24 protein-coding genes are annotated in these 25,949 nt (G+C 40.8%); 10 read left to right on the top strand and 14 right to left on the bottom strand.

The window, feature by feature from the left end; genetic code table 11:
- Positions 1-82: 82 nt before the first annotated feature.
- Genes dhaL through dhaM form a run of 3 tightly spaced genes read right to left on the bottom strand, consistent with a single transcriptional unit; the run spans position 83 to position 2,086 of the window.
- Positions 83-688, bottom strand: a complete 606-nt coding sequence (dhaL, locus tag I2F89_RS02815) for a dihydroxyacetone kinase subunit DhaL (RefSeq protein WP_074800552.1) — start codon at positions 686-688, stop codon at positions 83-85.
- A gap of 14 nt (positions 689-702) precedes the next feature.
- Complete coding sequence (gene dhaK / locus I2F89_RS02810) at positions 703-1,686, bottom strand: dihydroxyacetone kinase subunit DhaK (RefSeq protein ID WP_074800438.1); 984 nt, start codon at positions 1,684-1,686, stop codon at positions 703-705.
- A gap of 1 nt (position 1,687) precedes the next feature.
- Entirely contained in the window at positions 1,688-2,086 is a 399-nt protein-coding gene (gene dhaM, locus I2F89_RS02805) for a dihydroxyacetone kinase phosphoryl donor subunit DhaM (protein ID WP_161641520.1), read from the bottom strand.
- 193 nt (positions 2,087-2,279) lie between these two features.
- On the opposite strand from dhaM, the gene I2F89_RS02800 reads away from it, so the two are divergent.
- Positions 2,280-2,600 carry a heavy metal-binding domain-containing protein gene (locus I2F89_RS02800; RefSeq protein WP_019722737.1) on the top strand — a complete coding sequence of 107 codons (321 nt, stop codon included), beginning with the start codon at positions 2,280-2,282 and terminating at the stop codon, positions 2,598-2,600.
- A 74-nt stretch (positions 2,601-2,674) separates the two neighbouring features.
- On the opposite strand, the gene nagE is transcribed toward I2F89_RS02800, so the two are convergent.
- The 4 genes from nagE to I2F89_RS02780 all read right to left on the bottom strand — a co-directional run bounded on the left by nagE (position 2,675) and on the right by I2F89_RS02780 (position 7,935).
- Entirely contained in the window at positions 2,675-4,669 is a 1,995-nt protein-coding gene (nagE, locus tag I2F89_RS02795) for an N-acetylglucosamine-specific PTS transporter subunit IIBC (protein WP_195513426.1), read from the bottom strand.
- A gap of 269 nt (positions 4,670-4,938) precedes the next feature.
- Entirely contained in the window at positions 4,939-5,721 is a 783-nt protein-coding gene (locus tag I2F89_RS02790; protein WP_195513424.1) for an LPXTG cell wall anchor domain-containing protein, read from the bottom strand.
- Positions 5,722-5,958: 237 nt separating this feature from the next.
- The gene (locus I2F89_RS02785) at positions 5,959-7,614 is read right to left on the bottom strand and encodes an FAD-dependent oxidoreductase (RefSeq protein WP_195513422.1); all 1,656 of its coding nucleotides are present in this window, start codon (positions 7,612-7,614) and stop codon (positions 5,959-5,961) included.
- 3 nt (positions 7,615-7,617) lie between these two features.
- A complete protein-coding gene (locus I2F89_RS02780) occupies positions 7,618-7,935 on the bottom strand; it encodes a rhodanese-like domain-containing protein (protein WP_195513420.1) in 318 nt (105 codons plus the stop codon).
- A gap of 165 nt (positions 7,936-8,100) precedes the next feature.
- On the opposite strand from I2F89_RS02780, the gene I2F89_RS02775 reads away from it, so the two are divergent.
- Positions 8,101-8,361 carry a metal-sensitive transcriptional regulator gene (locus tag I2F89_RS02775; protein WP_010736403.1) on the top strand — a complete coding sequence of 87 codons (261 nt, stop codon included), beginning with the start codon at positions 8,101-8,103 and terminating at the stop codon, positions 8,359-8,361.
- Between the two features lie 166 nt (positions 8,362-8,527).
- On the opposite strand, the gene I2F89_RS02770 is transcribed toward I2F89_RS02775, so the two are convergent.
- Complete coding sequence (locus I2F89_RS02770) at positions 8,528-9,343, bottom strand: Cof-type HAD-IIB family hydrolase (protein WP_195513418.1); 816 nt, start codon at positions 9,341-9,343, stop codon at positions 8,528-8,530.
- 73 nt (positions 9,344-9,416) lie between these two features.
- Between I2F89_RS02770 and I2F89_RS02765 the strand changes: the two genes are divergently transcribed.
- Positions 9,417-10,364: a LacI family DNA-binding transcriptional regulator gene (locus I2F89_RS02765; RefSeq protein WP_029593972.1), complete on the top strand. Its 948-nt coding sequence runs from the start codon at positions 9,417-9,419 to the stop codon at positions 10,362-10,364.
- A 266-nt stretch (positions 10,365-10,630) separates the two neighbouring features.
- Here the strand turns inward: I2F89_RS02765 and I2F89_RS02760 are convergent, their stop codons facing one another.
- The 3 genes from I2F89_RS02760 to I2F89_RS02750 form a co-directional block, all read right to left on the bottom strand.
- On the bottom strand, positions 10,631-11,002 hold the full coding sequence (locus tag I2F89_RS02760) for a DUF7006 family protein (RefSeq protein ID WP_074800460.1): 372 nt from the start codon (positions 11,000-11,002) through the stop codon (positions 10,631-10,633).
- 373 nt (positions 11,003-11,375) lie between these two features.
- Positions 11,376-11,927 carry a CDP-alcohol phosphatidyltransferase family protein gene (locus tag I2F89_RS02755; RefSeq protein ID WP_019723866.1) on the bottom strand — a complete coding sequence of 184 codons (552 nt, stop codon included), beginning with the start codon at positions 11,925-11,927 and terminating at the stop codon, positions 11,376-11,378.
- A gap of 119 nt (positions 11,928-12,046) precedes the next feature.
- Positions 12,047-13,966 (bottom strand): endonuclease MutS2, encoded by a 1,920-nt coding sequence (locus I2F89_RS02750; RefSeq protein ID WP_195513416.1) that lies wholly within the window; start codon positions 13,964-13,966, stop codon positions 12,047-12,049.
- A 415-nt stretch (positions 13,967-14,381) separates the two neighbouring features.
- On the opposite strand from I2F89_RS02750, the gene I2F89_RS02745 reads away from it, so the two are divergent.
- Positions 14,382-14,759 carry a DUF1093 domain-containing protein gene (locus I2F89_RS02745; protein ID WP_195513414.1) on the top strand — a complete coding sequence of 126 codons (378 nt, stop codon included), beginning with the start codon at positions 14,382-14,384 and terminating at the stop codon, positions 14,757-14,759.
- Between the two features lie 231 nt (positions 14,760-14,990).
- Here the strand turns inward: I2F89_RS02745 and I2F89_RS02740 are convergent, their stop codons facing one another.
- Positions 14,991-15,971 (bottom strand): AraC family transcriptional regulator, encoded by a 981-nt coding sequence (locus I2F89_RS02740; protein WP_074800472.1) that lies wholly within the window; start codon positions 15,969-15,971, stop codon positions 14,991-14,993.
- 122 nt (positions 15,972-16,093) lie between these two features.
- Between I2F89_RS02740 and I2F89_RS02735 the strand changes: the two genes are divergently transcribed.
- The 6 genes from I2F89_RS02735 (at position 16,094) to fucO (ending at position 23,283) form a co-directional block, all read left to right on the top strand.
- A complete protein-coding gene (locus I2F89_RS02735; protein WP_081355930.1) occupies positions 16,094-17,272 on the top strand; it encodes an MFS transporter in 1,179 nt (392 codons plus the stop codon).
- 40 nt (positions 17,273-17,312) lie between these two features.
- Positions 17,313-18,761 carry a rhamnulokinase gene (rhaB, locus tag I2F89_RS02730; RefSeq protein ID WP_195513412.1) on the top strand — a complete coding sequence of 483 codons (1,449 nt, stop codon included), beginning with the start codon at positions 17,313-17,315 and terminating at the stop codon, positions 18,759-18,761.
- A gap of 15 nt (positions 18,762-18,776) precedes the next feature.
- Positions 18,777-20,033, top strand: a complete 1,257-nt coding sequence (gene rhaA, locus I2F89_RS02725) for an L-rhamnose isomerase (RefSeq protein WP_195513410.1) — start codon at positions 18,777-18,779, stop codon at positions 20,031-20,033.
- A 609-nt stretch (positions 20,034-20,642) separates the two neighbouring features.
- Complete coding sequence (gene rhaD / locus I2F89_RS02720) at positions 20,643-21,467, top strand: rhamnulose-1-phosphate aldolase (RefSeq protein WP_195513408.1); 825 nt, start codon at positions 20,643-20,645, stop codon at positions 21,465-21,467.
- 17 nt (positions 21,468-21,484) lie between these two features.
- Positions 21,485-22,126 (top strand): sugar O-acetyltransferase, encoded by a 642-nt coding sequence (locus I2F89_RS02715; RefSeq protein WP_108145506.1) that lies wholly within the window; start codon positions 21,485-21,487, stop codon positions 22,124-22,126.
- Positions 22,127-22,131: 5 nt separating this feature from the next.
- Positions 22,132-23,283: a lactaldehyde reductase gene (gene fucO / locus I2F89_RS02710; protein WP_195513407.1), complete on the top strand. Its 1,152-nt coding sequence runs from the start codon at positions 22,132-22,134 to the stop codon at positions 23,281-23,283.
- 112 nt (positions 23,284-23,395) lie between these two features.
- Here fucO and I2F89_RS02705 read toward each other — a convergent pair whose 3' ends face one another.
- Positions 23,396-24,112, bottom strand: a complete 717-nt coding sequence (locus I2F89_RS02705) for an MIP/aquaporin family protein (protein WP_010736418.1) — start codon at positions 24,110-24,112, stop codon at positions 23,396-23,398.
- 1 nt (position 24,113) lies between these two features.
- Positions 24,114-25,937 carry a type 1 glycerol-3-phosphate oxidase gene (gene glpO / locus I2F89_RS02700; RefSeq protein WP_071866587.1) on the bottom strand — a complete coding sequence of 608 codons (1,824 nt, stop codon included), beginning with the start codon at positions 25,935-25,937 and terminating at the stop codon, positions 24,114-24,116.
- Positions 25,938-25,949: the final 12 nt, after the last annotated feature.

Below are 25,949 nucleotides of genomic sequence, written 5' to 3'. Positions count from 1 at the left end.
AACAAATAAAGCGTCATCCACATAAGTTAACACTGTGGATGACGCTTTATTTGTCGAAGCTAAATACTTCTTTCCAACCTTTTTATATTTCGTCGATTATTTCTAATAACGTAGTAAACAAGATGGCACTAGATGCCGCACCAGGATCAATATGTCCGACTGAACGTTCACCTAAATAAGAAGCACGTCCTTTTTTCGCGACTAATCCTGCTGTGTGTTCTTTTGCCTGTTCAATTACTTCCTTCGTAAGATTTCCTGCGGTTAATGCGTCAGCCACAGGGAACCAAACATCTAACATGGTTTTATCTTCTTGTTCCGCTTTTCCTCTTGCTTGGATGCCGTTCGCTCCTTCACGGATGATTTCACCTAATTGTTCCTGTGAGTCGATCTGCTCTACTCCTTTTGTTGCTTTCATCAAATTCATAAACGCAGAACCGTAAAGAGGACCCGAGGCGCCTCCTACTTTGGAAATCATTGCCATAGAAAACATCTTGAAGGTATCACTGATAGTGTCAGGTGCCCCCTGTTGAAAAGATGCTTCATAGGCTGTCACACCTCTTCCCATATTATTCCCATGATCCCCATCGCCAATGGGGGTATCTAAATCACTTAGGTACGCTTTTTTCTCTTTGATCTCTTCAGCAAAGCGAGTCAGCCATGCTTGGATCTCTTTTACCGTCAACTTCATCTTTTCATCATCCTTTACCATGCAATCGTTTCTACGTGACTTGTTAAAGCTTCTTTCCAAGTGGTTTCTGTTAAGTCAACCATTGTTAACGATAGTCCCTGCATATCCAATGAAGTCATCAAATCACCGACTTTATGGAAAGTAACATCCACTTGTTCTTCACTCAACAACGTCAACACATCATTCATGAATACAAATTGTTCCATCAACGGTGTGCCGCCCATCCCATTCACTAAGACACCGACTTCTTTTGGTTTTTCAGTATACTCACTCAAAATTTTCGTGACTAACTCTTTCGCTAACAATTTAGAGGGTTGAAGTTTTTCTCGACGATAACCTGGTTCGCCATGAATCCCTACGCCGTATTCGATTTCATCTTCATTTAGGTCAAAGCCAGGCTTCCCTACTTCTGGGACAGTCGCAGCCCGTAATGCGACACCAATTGTTTTGGTCGCAGCAACTACTTGCTCTCCTAATTCCTTCAGTTGAGTCAAGCTCGCGCCATTTTTGGCAGCATCTCCTAAAATCTTATGAACCAGAATGGTCCCCGCTACGCCACGTTTTCCTGCCGTATACGTGCTGTTTTCTACCGCGATATCATCATCGACCACTACTTCTTCGACGTCAATTTCATCCATAGCAGCTAACTCTTTTGCCATTTCAAAATTCAATATATCTCCAGTATAGTTTTTGATGATCAATAACACACCTTTTCCTTGATCTGCTTCTTTGATCGCTAGTTGGATTTGATCAGGTGTCGGTGAGGTAAAAACATCCCCCAAAACTGCTGCACTTAACATGCCATCTCCGACAAAACCTGCGTGAGCTGGTTCATGTCCACTACCACCTCCAGAAACTAACCCGACTTGTTCGTTCAACTGATTTTTAGCAATTACACGAGAATCTGCTACACGATGTACTAGCTCTGGATAACTCTTTACGATTCCTTCTAGCATTTCTTCTACGATATTCCCTGGTTCATTCATGATTTTTTTCAATTTACAGCCACCCTTTCTTCCCTGCTTGTTGCGCTTCTTCTATGATTTGTTCGATATTGTCGGTTGTTCCTGCTGTAATAGCAGCCGCAAAGGCTCCTTCTACTAAGGGGGCGTCCACCAAGTAGTAGTTTTTTTGTTGGGCTTCCTCCAATAAATCTTTTGCCAATTCTGAATTCATCACTGCGCTACCAAGATCAGCAAAGACAAAATAAGCAGATGAATCGGCTGATTGATTGACGGCATCAACGATCTTCATCGGATCAGAACCGAGTTCTCCGTCTTCGCTTCCGCCAAGTGATAATACTTCTACGTCATCCGTCTGTTGCATTTGTTCAATCATCTCTTTGATGCCGTCTGTGACCTTCTTACTATGAGAAAGCAATAAGATACTTTTCTTCAACGAATTCCCCTCCTTCAGTTTAGCACCCTTTTTGTAAGGGTTTTCTTGATTCTGTATTAAGTATATATCAACTCCTATGGGTAATGGAAATAATGCGATATACCGAACGATAGTTTTTTTATTCACGTGAAGATAAAGATAGGACTAAAAAGAGATATTTGCTATACTTTCCTTAAAGAAAGGAGTGATCAAAATGATCATTACAACAACAAATAGCGTAGAACACCAAGTCATTGAGTCTTATGAGGGAATTGTTTTTGGTGAAGTCATTACGGGGATCAACGTCTTAAAAGATTTGGGTGCAGGGATTCGTAACGTTTTTGGTGGACGCTCAAAAAGTTATGAAGGGGAATTATTAACAGCAAGAGAAGAAGCATTAGCTGAAATGGCGCAACGCGCAGAAGCACTTGGCGCAAATGCGATCATCGGGATGAAGATGGATTATGAAGTCTTAGGTTCAGATAATGGGATGTTGATGGTCACTTGTAGCGGGACGGCTGTTCGATTGATTTAACAAAAACGAAACAAAAAAACGAGTGAAGACCTGCCATATTTCTAGGGTCTCCACTCGTTTTTTTCACATACGCTTCACAATGACTGGACTTGTCCAATCACCTCATTTGCCTCAACCATCGCTCTTTTTTCTATGGTTAGACTTTCAACTTTCTCACTATTTGTAAATACAACGATCATATCTGTTTGTTTGCCTGCTTTTTCTAGCATCGCTAAGTCAACAACTGCCAATAATTGACCTCGTTCCACTCGTTGTGCTTGTTTGACATAAAGAGTGAAGGGTTCTCCTTGTAAATCAACGGTGTTGATTCCCATATGCACCAACACTTCAAGCCCATTGTCTGTTTCGATCCCCAGTGCATGTTTCGTCGGAAAAATACTAGTGATCGTTCCACTGATTGGTGCAAATATTTCTTTTGCTTCCGGCAGGACTGCATAGCCATCACCCATCATTTTTTCTGCAAAAACAGGATCGCCGACTTCAGTGATCGGAATGATTTTACCGAGCGCCGGTGCATAGAGTTCAACTGTTTCCTTACTTGTCTTTGAAGCAGAAACCGGCACATCTGGGTGAGGAATTGATTGAGCGGTCTCTCGCTCTCCCTTACTACCTTGTTGGAGTTTCGTCATTTCGTCTGCCACAAATTGGACCTGTGTACCTACAATGACTTGGATATTTGTTTGATCAATTGCTTTTACCCCTGGGACGCCAGTTTGTTTAATCGCTTCTTGATTTACTTTTGCTGTGTCTTTTACCTGTAGACGCAAACGTGTCGTACAATTATCGATTGCTTTTACATTTTCTTTTCCACCTAGTGCATCATAGATCACCGCAGCTAGTTGGCTAAATTCATTAGTTCCCGTAGCAATATCAGGTGTCTCTTCGCCAATTTCTGTTTCTCTTCCTGGCGTCATCAAATTGAACTTGTTGATGGCAAAGCGGAAGCCAAAATAATAGATAGCTGCAAAAAATACTCCTTGAACAAGCAACATCAATGGTTGATTGGCGACTGGATTCTGCAACGACAAAAAGTAATCCACAAAACCAGCGCTAAAAGCAAAACCAGCTGTCCAATGGAAAAAGGCACTGATTGCTAATGAAATTCCTGTAAAAATGGCATGGATAACATACAACGGCCACGCCACAAACATAAATGAAAATTCTAATGGTTCAGTCACACCTGTAAAGAACGCAGCAAAACCAGCTGCTAGCATCAAGGAAGCGACTTGTTTTTTCTTTTCTGGACGTGCACTTTGATAAATAGCAAAGGCCCCAGCAGGTAAACCGAACATCATGACTGGGAAAAAACCAGCTTGATACATACCGGTTTGTCCAATTATTGCTTTTCCACTATCTAACGCTTGTTGTCCAGCTAAAAAGTTCCCAATATCATTGATACCTGCCACATCGAACCAAAAAACAGAATTCAATGCATGATGTAAGCCTGTTGGAATCAATAAACGATTAAAGAAACCGTATAGCCCTGCACCGACAAACCCTAATTGAGAAATTCCCTTCCCAAAGGAAACCAGCACATCATAAACAGTTGGCCAAATAAATAATAATATCGCAGAAATAACCAACATGCTCAAGGCAGACATGATCGGAACTAAGCGTTTCCCACTAAAAAATGATAAGGCCATAGGTAATTTCACTTGGCTAAACCGATTATACATCGCAGCAGCGACTAATCCTGCCACGATTCCAACAAATACATTGTTATCCATTGTATTGAAAGCCGGATTGACTTCAGTGAGATCTCCCAGATGCAATAATCCTTGTACTGAATCCGCAGATAAAACGGTTTGAGGGATCAAGTAAGCGACCAATCCTGCCAAAGCAGCTGATCCATCTTTGTCTTTTGACATTCCCAATGCCAAACCCACCGCAAACAATAAGGCAAGATGGTTAAGAATCGCTAGCCCCGCATTCATTAAGAAGGTCGTTCCCGCATTACTGATGCCTACTCCTACGAACCAATTCGCAAGACCAACCAGTAAAGAAGCCGCTGGTAAGACTGCTACTGGCAACATCAATGAGCGACCCATTCGTTGCATATATGCTTTCATTCTTTCCACTCCTATTTTCTCTCCGCTCGTGAAAGAGCGTTTATCGTTATTTTTGTAAATTTTCTAGAAAATATCTAAAAACAATAAAACGAGTATACCATTTATCCAAAAAAATAGGAAGCATTGATTGAATACATTCAAAAAACCAGTAAAAACAACGAAAACGAACGAAAAAATCTATTATCCGACTATTTATTTTTCAAAATAAATATAGACCAATAATCAATCCGTTGTTTTCAAACAACAAAAAAGAGTTTGAGATGTCATTCTCAAACTCTTTTTTGATACACAGCACCGACAAAAACAACCAGCAAGCACAAGCTACCGATCACCGACAAATAAATTGACCGACGATCGCCCGTTTTTGGTAATGTCTTCGCGGGTTGTTCTTCCACTACTTTTGTTTCTGTTTCAGTAACTGTCTTCGCTTCTACCGGCTGTTCCCCAGCAGAACGCAAGGTCGCCTTGATTCGTTGGATACTAGCAGACAAATCCGCTTTTCTTGCTTCGAAATCGGCCATTGCCGCTTGAGCTTCTGCTGCTTTTTCATGGATTTCCGTACGAGCTGCTTGAATATCCGCTTGTGTCTGATCCACTGACGCAACCGTAGACGTCGCTAAATCTTGCAATTCCGTTTGTACTTCGGTTGCCCGTTGGGTCGCAGATGCTATTTTTTGTTTTGCTAATTCGGCTTTTTCTCGCTCTTCAGCTATTTTCTCAGCTAACTCATCGCGATCACTCGCTGCTTGATTTGCTAAATCGTTCACTGTTTGATCGATTTCCCTTTGTTTTTCGATAAGTTGTTGTTTCGCTTGTTCCAACGTATCTTCCACTTCTTTACGTTGTTGCTCCAACTTCTCCCAGCGAGTCGAATCTGATGGATCAGTTTCGTTAAGAGGTGTATGTGACGAGTCTAGTGGCTCCTGACTCTCCTGCATCTGTGACTCACTGGTTTCTGATGCTAGTTGACTTGAATCTGCCCGGACTGTCTGACAAAGAAAGAAACTGCTGGCGATCAGTGCAGTAAAAAGTACTTTTTTCATTTTGTGCATCTCTGCCATCCCCTTTCATTTTCACTAGTTGTTCATTATAGAAAAAAACTGAGGAATCGCCTATAAACAATTGACGTATTCTGTCTAGTTGTATCGATGAAAGGTTGGAGTTTTGTCATTCGTCAGCTCCTATCCTTCAAAAAAACAGCCTAAAAAAGCGCCAAGTTCTAAAATAGAAAAACGATCATCCAAGCTTACTACTTCCCTTACAAAGAACGTCGGTCACACCCTCAAGTTCTACCCTTGAGGATAGCATAATTCATCTGGTCTGACGGCTTGGTACAGAGAAAAAGCGCCATCTAAATTTTTCACAGTGAATCCCGCTTGTTTCAAGATTCTTTCTGCTAAGTAGCTACGTAATCCACTATGACAACTGACGATATATTCTTGTTCTTTATTCAATTCGTCCAATCGTTGACGCAATTCAGATAAAGGGATATGGCTAGCTTTTGGGAAATAACCTTTTTGCAATTCCTCCTTATTCCGAACATCAAGCAATTGTTTCCCATGTGCTAATTCTTCTGGCAATTCATGCCACTGTATCATCTCACTCAATCCTTCGATGACATTCATCGCAATATAACCTAGCATATTTACTGGATCTTTCGCTGAACCAAACGGCGGTGCATAAGTCAGTTCTAACTCTGGCAGGTCGAAGACTGTCAAATGCCCTTTAATGGCTGTCGCAAGAATATCGATTCGTTTATCTACTCCTTTTTGACCGATTCCTTGAGCTCCATAGATTTCCCCAGTTTCCGGATGGAAGATCAATTTCAACAACAAGTCCGTTGCACCAGGGTAATAGCCAGCATGATCTTTACCTGAAGCATGGAGGACTTGAAAAGATAAACCTGCTTTTTTTGCTTGTCGTTCTGTGATACCTGTGGAGGCAGCTGTCTGACCAAATGCTCGAACAATAGCCGTTCCAAGGCTGCCTTGATTCAGGCGTGGCCGCCCAGCCATGTTATCAGCAGCTTGTCGTCCTTGTCGATTCGCAGGTGAAGCTAAAGAAATCAATGCAGGTTCCTTCGTGATTTGATGTTTCACGACAATCGCATCTCCTACTGCAAAGATTGCCGGATCACTCGTTTGATAATGCTCATCCACAACGATACCGCCACGTAATCCCAACGTTAAACCTGCCATCTCAGCTAAGCGACTATCTGGTTGGACTCCCACCGAAAGAATCGTCAAATCTGACTCTAACATTTCGCCATTTTCTAGACGAAGCATGTTTCCTTGTTCTTCAAAACTAGTAACAGCACAATTTGTTAAAACTTGAACATCATTATTTTCTAATTCTTTTTGTATAAAAGAAGCCATCTCTTCATCAAACGTCGGTACGACTTGCGGAGTCCGTTCGACGATCGTTACATCCAATCCACGTTTTTTTAGATTTTCCGCTACTTCGATCCCAATAAAACCGGCGCCAATAACTACTGCTTTACGAGGTTGTTCCTCTAATTTTTCCATGATAGCATCAACATCTGGAACATTTCTCACAGTAAATACATTTTTTGCCTCAGACAAGCCTGTGATCTCAGGTATAAAGGGTTTAGCTCCTGGAGAAAGCAAAAGGGCATCATACGTTTCTTTGCGAGATTCCCCTCCATGAGAAACTTCCACTTCTTTTGTTTCTGGAAAAATCGCTGTGACTTCATGCTCCACTCGAACGTCCAAACGAAAGCGTGCAGCTAAACTTTCAGGTGTTTGGATCAAGAGCTTTTCTCTTTCATCTATTTCACCAGAAAGATAGTAAGGAAGGCCACAATTAGCAAAAGAAACATTGGGCCCTTTTTCAAAAACAACGATTTCTGCATCTTCTTGCAGTCGTCTTAAACGAGTAGCCGCAGACATCCCTCCAGCAACACCGCCAATTATCACAAATTTCATTTTTTATCTTCCTCCAATCTTTTCCCCAAACCATTGATTCATCCCGCCACGAATATTGATTGCCTGATAACCAAGATTTTTTAATTCTTTCGTCGCTTGCTTACTACGCATTCCTGACTGACAAATAACGTATACTGGCGCTTGTTTATCCCCATTATACGTACTAATACGGTGTAAAGGAATATTTTCCGCTTGCTTAATATGCCCACCTCGGTATTCAGCCGGTGTTCTAACATCGATCAATTGGATGTTTTCTTTTAATTTATCTTGCAAATCCTTTACTGTTATTGTTTGACTAAGTTGAAATAATCCCATGTTCATTCTCTCCTCTTTTTTTAGAAAAATATACCTACCGGGGTATATTCAACACGATAAATGTGATTATGTCAACCATTAAAACTTTTAATTTCAAAAAGTTGCAGTTTTCATTTGCAAATAATACCTATATAGGGTATTATTTGCAAAAAAAGAGTAGGAGGTTCTATGATGACTATTGACAACAAAACAATTCTAAATCGCTTGAGACGTACAGAAGGACAAATTCGTGGTATTCAAAAAATGATTGACGAGGAAAAAGAGTGTATGGATATCATTACACAATTAAGCGCTGTTCGTTCAAGTATTGATCGTGTCATGGGGATGATCGTTGCCGAAAATTTAAAAAACTGCTTGGAGCATCCAGAAAACAGTGTGGAGGAACAAGCAAAAAAAATGGAACAAGCCATCAATATGATCATCAAAAAATAAACGCAGCAAGTTTCTGTCTCGCACTACTTAAAACTGAATAAACGGCGGAAACAAATGGAACCTCTTTGAAAAATAAGGCATCATCCACAAAAATTTGAAAAACAATTTTCGTGGATGATGCCTTATTTCTTATAGCTCAATGTTTCGGTAATTTGCCACCACTAAGTTACGTATATTTCTCTTCTACAATTGCTTGGATTGTATCGAGTACAGCCTCTGTATTATTTGATCCGATAATCGTCGTAGCTGCTTCTTTGATCTTGGGCTGTCCATTTTCCATAGCAAAACTGTGCTTGATCTGTTGGATCATTTCAAAGTCATTCCCGCTATCGCCAAACGTAGCAATCTCATCCTCACTGATTCCCCATTTTTTGCCTAACAAGCGTAACCCGTTTAGTTTGTGAACACCAGGGATGATCAAATCGATATCTCCATGACCACTAGAGACCGGTATCAATCCCTCTCCTAAAGAATGCTTTAAGGCAGTTAGTTTTTCTGCCGCTTCTTGCTCATCGAAGGATAAAGCAAACTTGAAAATCGTTTCTTCTCCCTTAGCTAACGTATACAGGTCTTCTACCTTTTCAAGCTTAGGGTAGTAAAAACTTGCACGTTCAAACAATTCCTTAGAAACCGTATTAGAGAGATAGGCACTCTGTTTCCCACATAAGATCAAGTTCATGGGCGCTAACTCTTCCAATACATCTAACGTCTGAACGATTTTTTCAGGACGTAATTCTGCATTGTACACATGGTCTTCACCAATTAAAATATTTGCCCCATTTTCTGCTACGAATGCTATACTTTTATAAAGATCAGGGAAGAATGAACGCAACTGGAAATATTGATTTCCACTTGCTACAACAAACTTTATTTCTTTTTCCTGTAGTAAGTCAAAAAGTTTCTTAAAGCGTTCTTCATTGTATTTCTTTTGATCATTCAAAAATGTACCATCCATATCTACAGCGATCATTTTGATTGTCATTCCATTACCACCTTTCAGAAAAAGTATACCTACTGGGACGCGTCCCAAGTCAAGAGAAAAGGAGGAAAATCCCATCGTTACGATTCGAGAGATCGCAAAAATGTCAGGAGTATCCAAATCTACCGTTTCCAGAGTGATAAATAACGACCGTTACGTATCCGATGATTTACGAAAAAAAGTCCAATCCGTTATTGAAGAGACGAACTATGTGGTGAACGGCAATGCTGTAAAATTGAGTAAAGGAGAAACCTATACTTTAGGTGTTACCTTGCCTAACAATAGTTCTTGCTATAATCAATTGGTGGATAGTATCTTGTATCAGGCAAAAAGTAAAGGGTATCAAGTATTATTACTCCCTACTTATTACGAAAAGGAGACGGAGAGTCACTATTACACACTACTAGAGCAAAAAATGATCGACGGTCTTATTCTGACGTCACGAACAAAAAATGATGAACTACTTGAACCTCTTCGCTTCAAAGGAAAAATCGTCTCAACTGAAAAGATGGACAATGACGACCTTGCCATGATTTATCCGGATCGAAAAAAAGCGTATGATCAATTGTTTCTTACCCTGCATACCCGTGGTATTTCCAGAGTCATCTTTACTACTAAACGCAGTGCCTCACAAAGCCAGACCACAAAAAACAAATTAACTGCTTATGAAACGTATTTTGGAAAGGCGATTGAAGGAAAAAACTATTTCACTGGTATCGAAACCTATGCAGATGGCTATGCGTTCGCAATAGAGATTACAACTCACGCCTCTATTCCAGAGGTAATCTATGTCAATGGCGATGATACAGCAGCCGGTGTAATTTCAGGAATGAAACAGGCAGGATTCATTCATAAAAAAGATTTCACTGTCATAGGTGAAGGAAATCTACCATATAGTGAGATATTAGCCTTTTCGACTATTGATTTCTCCCCTAAAAAAATCGGCGCCTCCGCAGTAGATTTTCTCTTATCCCAGAGTGACAGGATCGTGCAAGCAGAAGATCCAGTAATTATTTGGCGATAATGTGAAGTAGCTCCTTCAGAAATAAGCGTGAGACCTCAAAAATTCCAAGAGGAATTTTCTGGGTTTCACGCTTTTTTCTCAGAGCTGAACACTTAGGTCACAGCTTTTCTGTATATTAAAATCTAATCCATACTAGAATACATGATAATTATCACAAGAATAGGACAAAAGAGATGTTCTACTAGACAAACAGTCGCTGATCATGTGTATTAAAAACTATGTCGAACCTTTTCCCTTGATAGAGAAATAGCTGTAAAATTGACTAGCTATTTTTCACTCAGATAGATCAATCCGCGTGGAATAGGATCTTTCTTCGTTAACCCAATCCGTTCTCTATAAAAAGAGAAGCTATCTCTCTTGATCATTTCAATGATTTTCTCTTCATTCATTTCTAATTTCAACGATTCGATACATTCCGCCATTTCGTAAAGTATCTGTAACTGCGCATCGATCCCTAACAGCTCTTGTAATTGCTCAAACACTGGTCCGTCCTTTTGAGAGACGACCTCTAAAAAACGATGATGAAGTTCTTTGTAAAAAGAAGCTAAAAGTGGATAGTTGATGGAAAAACAGTCTTCCATAAATTCTCTATAATGTTTTAAGTATTCTTCGCTAGATTGAATATTCGATAGATTCATAAATTACCTCTCCTTCTGATTATTGATAGTAAAACCTAAAATATGTACTTGCGACTGATTGAATCGACCTTATTTTTTGTGAACTACCTGCTTCTCGAATAGATTATAATAAAATCATATAGTCTTCTCTGTGTAATTTCAACTTCACATATTGCCTAACTCCTTGAAATATTTACTCTTGAATCATTGCTACGTCTATGCTTTGGCCTATTACCAGCTATTTTTTTGCATTAAGTTCGCTTTTTCTATCTTAAACTAAAAAAAATCAATCTCAGCCAGTTTTGACTTCGATTGATTTTCGATAAATTCTTCACATAAATTGCAACGGTGCTCTTCTCATTCGCTGTGACAACAATAAGATACACCAATCTACCTAGCGCTTCAGTAGTTTACGATACTCCAAAGCATATAAAACAAAGGACTGAGCCAGACTGTAGGTAATGATTGCAAATATCACCATGACCCATCCTTCAGGAATCGCCGGGAAAAGTAACAGCAGGATCATCCCTACATAAATCACAGCTGTCGCCCATTTACCATACCACTTTGCTCCATCTAATTTGACCTGTTTACGCAAAGCAACGATCCCAGCAATCAGCATAAATGCTTCTTTCACAATAAATAAAGCTAAAACGAGCCAGATATACGGACGTTCCCATGCCATGGAGATGATCAAGACCAATTGGGTCAACTTATCACCGATTGGATCAAGAACTTTTCCAAGTTCGGTGATCTGATTGAATCTTCGGGCGATGTATCCATCTAAAAAGTCTGTGACTCCTGAAAAGAGGATGATCGATCCAGCCAGATAGAAAGCTTGCTTACTCATAAAATACAAATAAAAAGGCAATAAAAGAATTCTTATAATCGATAGTAGATTCGGAATCGTGCGAATTTCTTTTCGCCAATCAGATGCTCCATTCATTACTTAACAACTCCCAAAATGTCATTTCATCTATTTTACCGTACTTTCCACGTGGAACCAATTAATTGTCGGTTTTTATTGCGAGCTCTTCCAATCCTTCGTATGCCATTGTGAATCTGTTATTCTTTTTTTTCGGCGTTTCCATTTCGTGCAGCCTGACGCTGACGGGTTTCTTTTAATAATTTTTTGTGGGCTTTTTTTGAGCCGCGTTCGATATCTCTTTCCCATTTTCTCGTTTTAAAATCTGTAAATAGATGATCGATCTCATAGCCTACAGGATAAAGTTCTTCTGCTCTCATTTTTAAAAGGACACGCTGTCGAAGGACGGTTTCTTTTTGGTTATCGACAAAAATCACGATCGTCTCTTCTCCAGTATCTTCAAAGACTAATGCTTCTTTTTTGTATTGGGTGGCATATACCCGGTCCCCTTTTGAAAATAAAACCTTTTCTTCATTCTTGACCTCTTGCTTCTTCACTTGTTGTTTGAATAAGCGTTTTTCACTTGAATAGTCTTTCGTAGAAAGATACTGCTGAGCTTGTTGGATCAAGTCCTCTGACATTTGCATTTTTTTAGCGATCCACAATGCTTGGCTTTCCCCTGTTTTTCCTACCTGTAATTGATACTTTGGTTGTAAGGCTTCTCGGTCAAAGGCCATCGCTGCTGGCACGAAATCTTCATGTCGTTCCGCAAACTCTTTGATTTCTCCATAATGGGTCGTCGCCACCATCAACGCCCCTTTTTCGTACATCGCAGACATGATGGCAATTGCTAAAGCTGCCCCTTCTGTTGGTTCTGTCCCACTACCGATCTCATCAAGTAAAACTAGGGTATTTCTACCCACTTTATTCAAAATCTGTGCGATATTTTGCATATGCCCAGAAAAAGTACTCAATGCATTCGCTAAATCTTGTTGGTCACCGACATCGACAAAGACTTCGTCGAATACGGCAAGCTCTGTCCCATCTTTTGCTGGTACTTGCAGACCAAACATGGCCATCAACGTCAGCAATCCGACTGTTTTCAAAACAACTGTTTTCCCACCAGCATTTGCACCTGTGATCACTAATCCACGATATTCTGCACCCAAATCAAAATCTAAGGGCACAGCTTTTTCTGATAACAGTGGATGTCTCGCTTGTTTCAGATGGATGCGTTCTGATTTATTGATGATAGGTGTGATGCCATTGATCTCTCTACTGTATTTCCCACGTGCGAAAATAATATCGAAAACGGTGACCGTTTCGATGATTTGATCGATTGCCTGTTCATTTTCAGCTAATGCCCCAGTCAAACTTGCTAGAATCTGATATTCTTCAGCAATTTCCTCTGCTTTCAATAATTGATGTTGTGCGCTTGCTTTAGCGACTGCTGTTGGTTCGATGAATACCGTCGTACCTTTATTCGACTGTTCAATGATCGTTCCGGCTACTTTATTTTTATAACTCGCTTTGATCGGGATCGTTGCGTGTTCCCCTTTTTGAACGATCATCGCTTCTTGGATCATTTCTTTATTCCCAGGATGTCGCAAGAATTTTAGCAAACGATCTTGGATTTCTTTTTCTACCGTTTGGATTTGTTTTCGTACTTTACGCAGATTTTTCGATGCTTCATCTGCGACTTGTTGGTTCTTGATTTGTTCATAAACTAAGTCCTCCACCGCTTGCAGATCCGGTAGATTTTTACTGTACGCATACAGTAATGGCGTTTGATATTGGTTTTTTTCAAAGAAGCGAGTGATCATTCGACTACTTCTTAAAAAATCGGCGTATTCCATCAATTCAGCGGGTTTTAAGATCAAGCCTTTTTTCACTTGGTCAGTTAATGCCACAATTCGTGTCAGCCCCATAAAGGGCACGTGCTGGCTACTTTCTAAAATCGTACGGGCTTCTTTCGTTTCTGTTTGTCTTGTTTCTACGGTCTGAAGATTTGTCGGGATCGACATTTCTGCCAGACGTTCTTTCGTATGATCTCCGATTGCTCGGGCAATCACTTCTTTTCTGATTTGTTCAAATTGTAATTGTTTGATTGTATGATTCATATTCTCTCCTTTTCTTGAAGAGATACCTGTCCCCAAAATAAATAAAGACCTAAAATAGAATAAAAGGGCAGGACACAGCTAAAATAAGACATGTCCTCCCCTTGATTTGATTACAAGAAATGTTTCAGACAGGTACCATCTATAAGCACACCAAATAAGCCTACTGCTTTATTGGTTATTCAACTTACTCGATTAGATACCTACTACACTCATCAAAATACCTCGTTCATCTAGGTTTTATTTATTTTTCCTTTTTACTATAGCAAGCGGTTGCCAGAATGTCAAACGAATACTAAACCACCTGAATTGTGCTCTTTTGCACAACATTTCAAAATTGTCACGTTTTTCGATTTTCAAACGATGAGTAAATCGGCGATAATCTTGATAATCAAGTAAATAGAAAAGGATGGATAAGATGAAAAAATTGATTGGAGCTATTGCTCTTTTACTGTTATTGTTTGGTGGCTACAAAGGGTATGAATATTACGATCAGACCTACAAAAGTCAAGTAGCTTACGCAAAAGTACCAGAAGCAGTACCACCATTGACTGATACACTGGATGGCAGCGGTGAGAAAGTTCGGGGGTTGAAGTCGTATGACTATGACTTGAACTTTGTGACGAAAGATGGCAAAACGATCCAGTTAGGTTACACGATCTCCTCAGAAAATCCAACGCCATTCGAACCAAATAGTTATGTCAAAGCAGAAGTAAGTCAAAAACGAGTGACCTCTGGACCCACGGCGATCGATGAAAACCAAGTTCCAGAAGATGTTTTAACTAAGTTGAAATAAGTAGCTTCTAGCAAATGAAAAAAGTCAAACGCAATCTAAGAGCGGGACCTTAATCCTCTCGTACCACCCAAAACCAAATAATCGGCGAGAACAGAAGGAATCTCTTCGGAAAATAAGGCGCCATCCACAAAAATTTGAAAAACAATTTTCGTGGATGGGCCTTATTTCTCGAGGAAAAATGATTCAGCCCCGGCCTCTTCGCAGTTGGCTTTGTATGTATAAATAACTATTTCAGCGTCGTTTGCGAACGGCGATCGGCGTATCCCCAAAGTATTCTCGATACTTTTTATAAAAATGGGTCTTATTGGAAAACCCTACACTGGTTGCAATCTCCTCGATCGAAAAGCGAGTAGATAAAATCAAATCATGTGCTTCATGTAATCGTTGGTTCGTAATCAATTGTTTGAAGGATTTACCTGTCTGCTGCTTGATTAAATTAGATAGATAATTCGGATTATACCCTAACTCATCTGCCAATGTTTTTAGGTTCAATGTTCGATAATCACTTTCGATCCGTTGCAGAATTTTGATCATCAAGTTGCTTTGTCCATCTTTTTTGTATATTTTTGCTAATTGTGAGTGATAGACTCTAGAAAGCTGTAAAAATAATACTTGTGAAAAAGCGTTCATGATTTCATTCCCTAGATGTTTTTTTGAAAAGTATTCGAGGATCATCTGATCCAACGTGACTTGGATCTCTGGTTCTTTTGCTAAGTGTAACAAAAGATGTGTTTCATTATAACCGGGTTCTAAAATGGCATTCATTAAAAAATTATAGGTCAATCCCCCACTGCGATTATCGATTTTTTTCAGAAGATTGATGTTGATATCATTTGTTTTGAATAAGAAATTCAACAAAATATCTTTTTCACCCAAAGGCATTAATTCATGGCGACTATTTGTATCTAAAAGTAATAATTGTCCTTCTTTCAAAGTGATTGGCAGACCGTTGACGATCTGTTCTGAAGTACCGCAATACATATAATTGAATTCTAAAAAATGGTGGGAATGTAGTGGATAATGAGCGAAGCGGCGATGTTGGCGAATCAAAATATTATTTTCTTGAAAAAGATGGTGATCGTCTAATTTGAATTGCTGGTCTTGTTCGTCTAAGTTTTCTCCTTCAAATTCCTTGATCCATTGCCCCGTCTTTCGCTGTTCTAACTCTTCGGGTGTATACGGCAGAAAGATCTTTTGTACAAACGGATTCATAGCTTTACTCCCCCTTGATATGTAAATTTGACACCAATATAGTAACATACTGACATTGTTGTGAAAAGGGTTACAAGATATGATGAGTGCAACAAATACATCTTCATCTGGAGGAACAAGCTATGAGAAAGACTTGGTTGATGAAACTGTCGCTGTTATCCATTTCTTTAGTTTTAACGTCAAATACTGCTATTGCATCCGCTTTACCGATGATGTTAGGTTACTTCAATGATCAATCCGCTTCATCCGTCGAGCTACTGATGACCATCCCTCAACTGACTGTCGTTATTTTCATTGCTTTGAGCAGTTTGATCGCAAAAACCATCGGACAGAAAAAAACTGTCTTACTTGGATTATTGCTGGCTGGAGTTGCTGGCGTGTTACCCGTCTTCACCGCCAATTTCTATTTGCTGATGATCTCCCGCGCCGCATTAGGCGCCGGCTTTGGTCTCTTCAATTCTTTGGCAGTTAGTATGATCAGCGAATTTTTTGAAGGTGAAGAAGCAGCCACATTGATTGGCTTTCAATCCGCCTTTCAAGGTTTAGGGGCTGCAGTCATGACCTTCACTGCCGGACGTCTCCTCACTTTTGGCTGGCAAAAAGCATTTTTAGTTTACTTGATCACCATTCCAATCATCTTCTTATTTATGGCTTTTGTCCCTGAACCACCCAAGAAAAAAGAGAATACCACTTCTAAAAAAGAAGTATCAACAAAAGGGACACTCCGTCCTACCACTGTCATGTATGGCATTTTGATTTTCTTTCTCTGCATTTTCTACATGATCGTTGTCGTCAAGCTTTCGACTTTCATCGTGACTGAAAATCTAGGAACAGAATCAGATGCCGGAACGCTTCTTTCTTTTATGCAGATCGCTAACATGGTTGCTGGTTTCTTATTCGGGTTGATTTACAAAGGATTGAAACGCTGGACGTTGCCTATTTCTTTTTTCATCATGGCAGCAAGCTTGTTCCTCATCTTGACAGCCAATCATTTATTTATGATCGGTATAGGGGCTGCACTGAACGGTATCGCCTTCGCTTTGTTCGTTCCTTACATCTTCAATGATGCCACTCGTTCAGTCCCGCAGGCAGCAAAAGCAAGTACCACTTCCTTTATTCTCGTTCTAGCAAACATCGGTAATTTTGTTTCACCCTACGGACATCAACTTTTGGAAAGATTCGGTATCGGTTCTGATGCTTTACAAAATATTTTTATCAATGGCTGCATTTTGATGACCATTTTAGGTATTCTTTTTCTTCTCCTTACTTTTAAAAAGAAGCCACTCCCAAATGAAGTCTAGTTTTCATTGATACAAGCAAAAACAAATTGGAGGAATTTTGATGAATTATCTTGCTATCGACATTGGCGCTTCAAGTGGTCGTTTGATCCATGCCAATCTTAATGAATTAGGCCGTTTTGACTTACAGGAAGTCCATCGCTTCAAAAATGGATTTGAAAAAATCGATGGTGTCGCAAAGTGGCCGCTCACACACCTAGTCACTGAAATCTTAAAAGGTTTGGAAAAAGCCAAGCAACAAGGTATCGCAGAATGTTATGTCGGCATCGATACGTGGGGTGTCGATTATGGCTTGCTTGATGTTGATGGTCATTTGATCGACGCCCCGACAAGCTATCGTGATGAGCGAACGAAAGATGCCATCCCACAATTTGAACAAAACATGCCACTAGATGAACTTTACCAAAAAACAGGTATCCAACTGCAACCATTCAACACGGTGTTTCAATTACTTGTTGAAGAAAAAGAAACTTTAACAAATGCCCATCGCTTGCTATTGATGCCTGATCTACTCGGTTACCTCTTCACTGGAGAAGCAGTCACTGAAAAGACTAATGCATCTACTATGCAGCTTCTGAACTTAGAAACACGGAAATGGGATCCTGATATTTTAGCAGTTCTAGGCATCGACGCGACCCTTTTTCCACGAATCACCGAACCCGGACAGATTCTAGGCGAATTACAAACCACCCAATTCCCGACCTATGATCTGCCAAAAGCGACCTTCATCACGATTGCTTCTCACGACACTGCTTCAGCAGTCGTCGGCACACCCGCGACTGGCAAAGATTGGGCATATATCAGTTCTGGCACTTGGTCATTGATGGGCGTGGAGATTCCTGAAGGGATTTCTACGAAAGAAGCTTTTGATGCTAATTTTACAAATGAATGGGGCGTCCAAGGAACCATTCGCTTCTTAAAAAATATCATGGGGATGTGGTTGATCCAAGAAGTAGCTCGCCTACAAGATGGCACCTACAGCTTTGCTGAATTAGCAGAAATGGCCGCACAAGAAGCGCCTTTCCAACAACTGATCAATGTCAACGACCCACGTTTCTTGAATCCCCAAAATATGATTCAAGAATTACAAGATTATTGTAAAGAAACAAACCAATCTATCCCTCAAACCCCTGGTCAGCTGGCTCGCTGTATCTATGACAATTTAGCTCTATGCTACGCTGTCGAACTAGAGAACTTAGCACGGATCACCGGAAAAGAATTTCATCATTTACACATCGTCGGTGGGGGTTCAAACAATACCTTCCTTAATCAGCTGACAGCCGATATTTGCAATATCGAAGTCGAAGCAGGACCAGATGAAGCGACCGCTATTGGCAATCTAATGGTCCAAATGATTGCTACGAACGGCTACGGTACGTTGCAACTGGCGCGTGAAGCAATCAGAGATTCCGTTTCATTAGCCACTTTTCACCCTCGACATACCGAGGAAATGACACAAGCACTTGCTAGATACAAAGAATTTTTAATATAAAAGGAGAGATTCAATATGATGAATGTCAAAGAACGTTACGAAGAAGCCAAAGCAAAATATGCGAGTATCGGTGTTGATACCGAGGAAGTCTTGCAGAAACTCGCAGAAGTGAAGATTTCAATGCATTGTTGGCAAGGCGATGATGTCAAAGGATTCTTGACACCAGATGGAGAACTGACTGGTGGCATCATGGCTACAGGGAACTATCCTGGAGCCGCACATACGCCGGATCAATTACGCCAAGATTTAGAAAAAGCCTTCTCATTGATCCCTGGGAATCATAAATTGAATTTACATGCCATGTATCTAGATACAGATGAACCAGTCGATTTAAATGAGATCGAACCAAAACATTTCGAGAAATGGGTCGCATGGGCAAAAGAACAAGGTATCGGTCTTGATTTCAACCCGACCTTCTTCTCTCATCCAATGATGAAAGATGGCTTGACACTTGCTCATCCAGACAAAGAAGTACGGGATTACTGGATCGAACATGGGAAACGCGCTCGTAAAATCGCCGAGTATATGGGAAAAGAAATCGGACAAACCTGTATCGATAATTTTTGGATGCCTGATGGAATGAAAGACAATCCAATCGACCGCCTATCTCCACGCCATCGGTTGATGGAATCTTTAGATGAGATTTTCTCAGAAGAACTCAATGAAGAATATACGCAAGATGCCGTGGAATCCAAACTATTCGGACTTGGTGCCGAAGCTTACACAGTAGGTTCACACGAATTTTATATGGGCTATGGCTTGACACGTAACAAATTGATCTGTCTAGACGCAGGACACTTCCATCCAACTGAAGTCATCTCCAACAAACTTTCGTCTTTAGCCTTATTCTCAAAAGGGATCATGCTTCACGTCTCTCGTCCTGTGCGTTGGGATTCAGACCATGTGGTGATCATGGATGATGAATTACAAGAAATCGGCAAAGAATTAGTCCGCAATCAGTTACTTGAAAAAACAGCGATCGGTCTCGATTTCTTTGACGCAACCATCAACCGAATCGCCGCATGGGCAATCGGTACAAGAAACACCCAAAAAGCATTGTTAAAAGCCATGCTTGAACCAATCGAAGAATTAAAAGAAGCCGAACTAAACTTCGACTTCACCAAACGCTTAGCCTTCACTGAAGAATTAAAAGACTTCCCATACGCCGACGTTTGGAATTACTTCTGTGAAATCAACAACGTCCCAGTAGGCATGGACTGGTACCAAGAAGTCCTACAATACGAAAAAGACGTACAAAGTAAGAGGTCGTGAAAGAAGCGTTCTGACCTGAGCAGTAAGATAGAAAATCGAAAAATAGCTTCTCATATTTTACGATTTTTTAGCTTAATGTTGAAGGTCAGCTTCTTGAACACCGTTTATCAGAGGTTGTAAGAAAGCCGTTCAGCTCCGAGTATTAAGACGAAAATCGAGAAAATAGTTCCTCATATTTTTTCAATTTTTGACTTAATATTGAAGGAGCTGGCTTTCGAACACCGTTTATCATAGGTCGTGAAAGAAGCGTTCTGACCTGAGCAGTAAGATAGAAAATCAAAAAATAGCTCCTCATATTTTATGATTTTTTAGCTTAATGTTGAAGGTCAGCTTCTTGAACACCGTTTATCAGATCGTGAAAGAAGCGTTCAGCACTAAGGCATAAGCCAGGAAAAGCGAAAATGGCTGTTTCATTTTTGATTTTTCTGGCTTATGACCGAAGTGTTGCTTCATGAACACTATCTATCAAGTTGTAAAAAAGCCCCTCACCTATCAACAGAAGCCTTCGAGAATCCGTCTAACTGATTTTGAGGTTCTTTCTGTTTATTTACAAAATAACCATACTACATGTTCCTTCTATTCATCAGAAAAAGAAAAGAGGTCTCACTCGTGAAAAAATTAGCGATGCTCACTGCTCCATTTGTACAAGAGATGATTCAAGCAACAACCAATATGTACCGCCTAGGATGGGATGAACGTAATGGTGGGAATATCACCTATTTATTAGAAGAAGCGCAAGTCTTACCTTTTATCGACCCTGTGAAAGTCTTACGAACACTGCCGTTGCCATTTGATGCCCAACAATTAGCCGGAAGATATTTCTTAGTGACAGGGTCTGGAAAATATTTTAAAAATGTACAGGCAGCACCAGAAGAAAATCTTGGATTGATCCGTGTGACCGGAGATGGTCACGCAATCGATATTTTGTGGGGATTAGCCCCTGACGCTGTTCCCACTTCTGAATTGCCAAGTCATTTTATGAGCCATATCGCTCGATTGAGTGTCGATCCAGATAACCGCATCGTCATGCATTGTCACGCAACACACTTGTTAGCCATGACTTTTAGCCATCCACTTTCTGAACGCGAATTTACACGTACATTATGGCAAATGTGTACAGAGTGCCTAGTTGTCTTCCCAGAAGGTATCTCGGTCATTCCATGGTTAGTTCCCGGTTCGAATGAAATCGGCGAAGCAACTGCTGTAAAAATGAAAGAAACGCGTTTGGTCGTTTGGCCACAACATGGGATCTATGGCTCTGGAAAAGACATGGATGAAACATTTGGATTGATTGAAACAGCTGAAAAAGCCGCACAAGTCTATACGATCGTTATGGCCCAAGGTGGCATCAAACAAACGTTAGAAGATGACAATTTGAAATTACTGGCTGATGCGTTTGGGGTTGTCCCCCGTGCTGGTTATTTGAACGATTAGCAATCATGAGGTGCAAAATGAAATCCAATGTCGAAAAAATGATTGCTGGTGAGGTCTATCGTCAAGATGAAGAATTATTGCAGCTTCGTTTGGTCACGAGAGATCTCCTTTATGAATTCAATCATATCCATCCTCGAAAATTATCTGAACGTCAGCAATTGATCAAAAAAATGTTCAAGCAAACTGGGGACAAACTCTTTGTTGAACAACCCTTTCATTGCGACTATGGAATCAACATCACCGTTGGAGAAAACTTTTTAGCCAATAATAATTGCACGTTACTTGATGTTGCTCCGATCACGATTGGTAAGGATGTCTTACTTGCCCCAAATGTTGGGATCTACACAGCCGGCCATGCCTTAGATCCTGTTTTACGACAAGAGCACCAAGCAGAATTTGGGGCGCCTGTTACGATCGGCGACAACGTCTGGATCGGAGCAAATACATCCATACTGCCCGGGGTGACAATCGGTGATCATGTAGTGATTGGGGCAGGAAGTGTCGTCACGAAGGATATTCCAGCTAATTCTTTAGCAGTAGGAAATCCTTGCCGTGTGGTGCGGACATTCAATAAAAAAGATCGCACCTATTATTTCAAAAAACTGCGTTATCCACCAGAATATATAATTTCTGAAACCGACCTACCTAAAGGAGAGTAAACCAAATGGCAAATCGAATGATTTTAAATGAAACATCCTATCATGGAAAAGGGGCTATTGCAGCTATCCCAACGGAATTTCATGCCAGAAATTTCAAAAAAGCAGTGGTGATCACTGATAAAGAGCTGCATAAAATCGGTGTCGTAGCAAAAGTCACCACCTTATTAGATGAGGCAGAGATTGCTTATGAAATCTACGACGGTATCGTACCTAATCCAACGATCGAGAATGTCAAAGAGGGCGTGACTTTCGTTCAAGAAGCAAAAGCGGATGTGATCCTGGCAATTGGCGGAGGTTCGCCGATCGACACAGCCAAAGCCATTGGAATCATCGTAACGAATCCAGAGTTTTCTGATGTCCGTAGTCTAGAAGGTGTGGCAGATACAAAACATCCAAGCTTGCCGATCTTAGCTGTTCCAACTACTTCTGGTACGGCGGCTGAAGTCACGATCAATTATGTGATCACAGACAAAGAGCGTTCACGTAAATTTGTCTGTGTCGACCCCCATGATATTCCAATCGTTGCCTTTGTTGATAGCGATCTGATGATGGGGATGCCGAAAGCCTTATGTGCGGCAACTGGGATGGATGCGATGACTCATGCTATCGAGGGGTTGATCACGAAAGGCGCATGGGAAATGAGTGACATGTTCCATCTCAAAGCCATTGAGATCATCGGTCGTAGTTTAGCCGATTCCGTGAATGGTGATCCAAAAGGCCGAGAAGATATGGCTTTAGGACAGTACCTGGCAGGAATGGGTTTTTCAAATGTTGGGTTAGGCCTTGTCCATGGAATGGCGCATCCTTTATCCGCATGGTATGACATCCCCCACGGTGTCGCTTGCGCTGCCTTATTACCAACAGTCATGAAATACAATAAAGAGTTTACAGGCAATAAATATCGAGAAATCGCGAAGGCGTTGAACATCAAAGACGCAGAATCTCGTTCCATCGAGGACATTCGTGATGCCGCTTGCGAAGCGATTGATGCTTTGTCGAAAAAAGTTGGTATTCCTGCGACGATCTCCGAACTAGGAGTCAAAGAAGCGGATATTGCAAAAATTGCTGAAGATGCGTTCAATGATGTCTGTACCCCAGGAAATCCAAGAGAAACGAACGTGTTAGAGATCATCGACATCTATCAAAGCTTGATGTAAGTTTATCGACTCTCTTGTTATTATGACTTGACTGATCAATTAAAAATGGTTCTCTTGGTTTGTGAATAACGACCAAGAGAACCATTTATTTTAATATAGAAAATTTATTTCATTAAACCATCAACGTGTACATGCCTACTGCGACGATTGCCCCAACCATTGGTCCTGCAATCGGTACCCATGAATAACCCCAGTCAGAACCACCTTTATTAGCGATTGGTAAAATCGCATGAGCGATACGTGGACCTAGATCACGAGCTGGATTGATCGCATATCCTGTTGAACCACCTAGTGATAACCCGATAGCTAAAATCAATCCTCCAACAGCAAAGACATTTGTTCCACCCGCAAATTCTGTTTGGCCAAATGCCAATAGTCCTAAGACTAAAACGAACGTACCGATCAACTCTGTAATAAAGTTAGCAGGATAGTTGCGGATGGCTGGTCCAGTCGCAAAGGTTCCTAAGATTGCCCCTTGATCCTTTGTCGCTGACCAATGTGGCAAATAAGATAACCAAACAAGTACCGCACCGACGATCGCACCTAGTAATTGCGCGATGATGAATGGGAAAACCAAATTCCAACCGATTGCCCCTGTCATTGCCATCCCAAGTGTTACCGCAGGATTTAAATGAGCGGGTCCCATGAATCCTGAAATAAATACTGCCATCGTCACAGCCATTGCCCAACCAAATGCAATGACGATCCAACCGGAGGCTTGCGCTTTACTTTTGTTTAAATTAACTGCCGCACATACGCCGTCCCCTAAAAGGATCAAAATCATCGTTCCAATAAATTCTCCCATGATTTGGGTCATGTCTGCATTCATTTTATTTTTCTCCTTTCAGGTCACGTAAGTCTGACTCAGCGATCAGTTGCTCTAAATGTTGCGTTTCACGTTCTTTTTCTTCATCTGTCCATTCAAAGTATGCAGCAATCGCATCAATGATCGGTTGTTTGATGGCATCTAACTGATCTCTTTCAAAAAGTAGATGGTTGGTACGGCGAATCAAATAGTCACCTGGAACTAAGACCATTTCGTTTTCTAAACCGTAACGCAAACGTGCAGATTCTGCCAAAGTCAATCCTGGATAAGGACTCATTTCTTTCGCTAATTCAAAGATGTGTTTCGCATTTGTTCCGTAGAAATCTGCGATATATGCAGCATCTTTTTCATCAAGACCTGCTTCCACACCGATTTTTGTATATTCTTCGACCATTTCTTCTTGTTTCGTCGGATCAAAATCGCCGCCTGAGATCGAATAAGTCTTGGAATCAATCTCTTTTACAGTTACACCATACTCTTCTTGTAACAGTTGACGGATCAATTTCATCGCGCCTTCTGCCATTTTGCGATAATCGGTGATTTTACCACCAGATAAAGTAACTAGTCCATCTGGTTCACGTTCTAATGAACTACCGCGAGAAACAGTGGATGGTGCTTTTTCATCACGACTACTTTCTAAATGATTCAACACATCTTCGACTTCTACTCGTGATACCTTACTTTCTTTGTAATCCGTCACCGTATCAACAACTTTACGGAAACTTTTATCTGAGATCGAACCGTTGTCACCACCGTTGTAGTCAGAACCGGCATTGCCGATCAATAACGGACGTAATCCTGCCCAACTTGATTCGATATCAGCCAAAGTGATATTTGCTTCTGGATAACGATGATTGATCACATCTAGTAAGTAATCCACATCTTCCTGTGTTACTTGTGGGTCTGTAAAATCGCCTTGGTAATCGGTATCTGTTGTCCCAAAATACGTTTTGTTTTCACGAGGAATCGCAAAGACCATCCGACCATCTTGTTTTCCTGTATCGAAATAAGTAGGCTGTGGCACAGGCAGTTTCTTCGCGTCTACTACTAAATGGACGCCTTTTGTCGGACGCATTTTTGGTGAGATCGCACGCTTGAAGTTCAGGTTACGGATCTTGTCCACCCATGGTCCACTTGTGTTGATCACTACTTTTGCTCGGATCTCAATGACTTCATCACTTAACAAATCACGCGCTTTGACTCCGATGATCTGGTCACCTTCATAGATAAAACCGGTAGCTTTCATTTTGCTGACCAGATATGCTCCGTCTTCTGCCGCTTTTTTGATATTATCGATCACTAAACGGGAATCATTATTCCGGAAATCCAAGTAAACACCGGCACCTGTTAAGCCATCTTTTTTAAGAAACGGCTCACGTTCAAGAACTTCTTCAGGTGTCAACGTATAGTTTTCATACTTCGTTCCAGTTACTTTTGCTAATTTATCATAAAGATCCATCGCTACTTTTACAGAAAACATATTGAATGTCGTTGCGCCTTCTCCTTCATAAATCGGCAATAACATCGGATCTGGTTTAGGGATATGCGGTGCCACTTGTTGTACCACTGCACGTTCTCCTACTGTATCTGCTACCACTTCAACGTCAAACGTTTTTAGGTAACGAATCCCCCCATGAACTAACTTGGTTGAGCGTGAAGACGTTCCTTCTGCAAAATCCTGCATTTCGATCAAACCGGTTTTAATACCTGAAGCAGCTGCTTGGATTGCTACACCTGCACCAGTGATTCCGCCCCCGATAATCAAAAGATCTAATTCTTCTTGTTTCATGTGGTCAATGTTATCTTGTCTTGTTTTTTTTGAAAACATCTTGTGTTCCCT

The organism is Enterococcus sp. 1001283B150225_161107_E12 (assembly GCF_015556925.1).
Classification (GTDB): Bacteria; Bacillota; Bacilli; order Lactobacillales; family Enterococcaceae; genus Enterococcus_B; species Enterococcus_B mundtii.
The sequence above is the reverse complement of the archived record's forward strand: the minus strand, read 5'-3'. Positions and strand labels throughout refer to the sequence as shown.